Source organism: Actinosynnema sp. NPDC023658 (assembly GCF_040639995.1).
Lineage (GTDB): Bacteria > Actinomycetota > Actinomycetes > Mycobacteriales > Pseudonocardiaceae > Actinosynnema.
This window is the reverse complement of the sequence record NZ_JBFAAX010001532.1, coordinates 1-1,004: the sequence shown is the minus strand read 5'-3', so window position 1 is coordinate 1,004 and position 1,004 is coordinate 1. Positions and strand designations below refer to the sequence as shown.

Annotated in this window: 2 protein-coding genes; one reads left to right on the top strand and one right to left on the bottom strand. The window is 77.5% G+C overall.

Annotated features, from left to right (window positions below):
- The first annotated feature begins 50 nt into the window (after nt 1–50).
- Nucleotides 51–764 carry an SDR family oxidoreductase gene (locus tag AB0G02_RS42320; RefSeq protein WP_360806865.1) on the top strand — a complete coding sequence of 238 codons (714 nt, stop codon included), beginning with the start codon at nt 51–53 and terminating at the stop codon, nt 762–764.
- Here the strand turns inward: AB0G02_RS42320 and AB0G02_RS42315 are convergent.
- Nucleotides 724–1,004, bottom strand: a 281-nt coding sequence (locus AB0G02_RS42315; RefSeq protein WP_360806862.1) for a M24 family metallopeptidase, incomplete at its 5' end; no start/stop codon positions are given. The genes AB0G02_RS42320 and AB0G02_RS42315 overlap by 41 nt on opposite strands.

The window sequence follows — 1,004 nt, the reverse complement described above, 5'->3', positions numbered from 1 at the left end:
GCGGGCATGCTGGTGCCCGGACGGGACGTGCTGGACGGGGAGGTGGCGGCGTGGCCGGCTTGGTCGTGGTGACCGGCGGTGGTCGGGGCATCGGCGCGGCGGTGGTGCGGCGGGTGGCGGCCGACGGGCACCGGGTGGTGATCGGCTACCGGGCCGCGGCGGAGCCCGCGCGGGCGCTGGCGCGGGAGGTGGGCGGGATCGCGGTGCGGGCGGAGGTGTCCGACGAAGCCGACGTGGACGCCCTGTTCGACGCCGCCGCCGACCTCGGGCAGGTGACCGGGGTGGTGATCAACGCCGGGATCACCAGCCCGGTGGGCCCGCTGGCGGACGCGCGGGTCGAGGACCTGCGCCGGGTGGTGGAGGTCAACGTGGTCGGCGCGCTGCTGTGCGCGCGGCGGGCGGCGCGGGACCTGGTGGCGGGCGGCTCGATCGTGTCGGTGTCCTCGGCCGCGGCGACACTGGGCTCGCCGGGCGAGTACGTGCACTACGCGGCGAGCAAGGCCGCGGTGGACGCGATGACCGTGGGGTTGGCCAAGGAGCTGGGCCCGCGCGGGATCCGGGTGAACGCGGTGGCCGCCGGGACGGTCCGCACCGCGATCCACGAGCTGTCCGGGGTGCCGGACCGGCCCGACCGGGTGGCGTCGAGCATCCCGCTGGGCCGGCCCGGCGAACCGGAGGAGATCGCGGAGGCGGTCGCCTGGCTGCTGGGGGAGGCGGCGTCGTTCACGTCCGGCGCGGTGCTGCGGGCAGCCGGGGGGCTGTGAGGACGCGCGGCCCGTCCTCGGTGACGGCGACGGTGTGCTCGACGTGGGCGGCGCGGCTGCCGTCGACGGTGTGCAGGGCCCAGCCGTCCTCGGCGGTGCGGTACTCGTCGCGACCGCCGGCGTGGAACATCGGTTCGATGGCGATGGTCATGCCCGCGCGCAGCGTGAGGCCGCGACCGGGCCGGCCCTCGTTGCGCACGCCTGGCGCCTCGTGCTTGGCGCGGCCGATGCCGTGGCCGC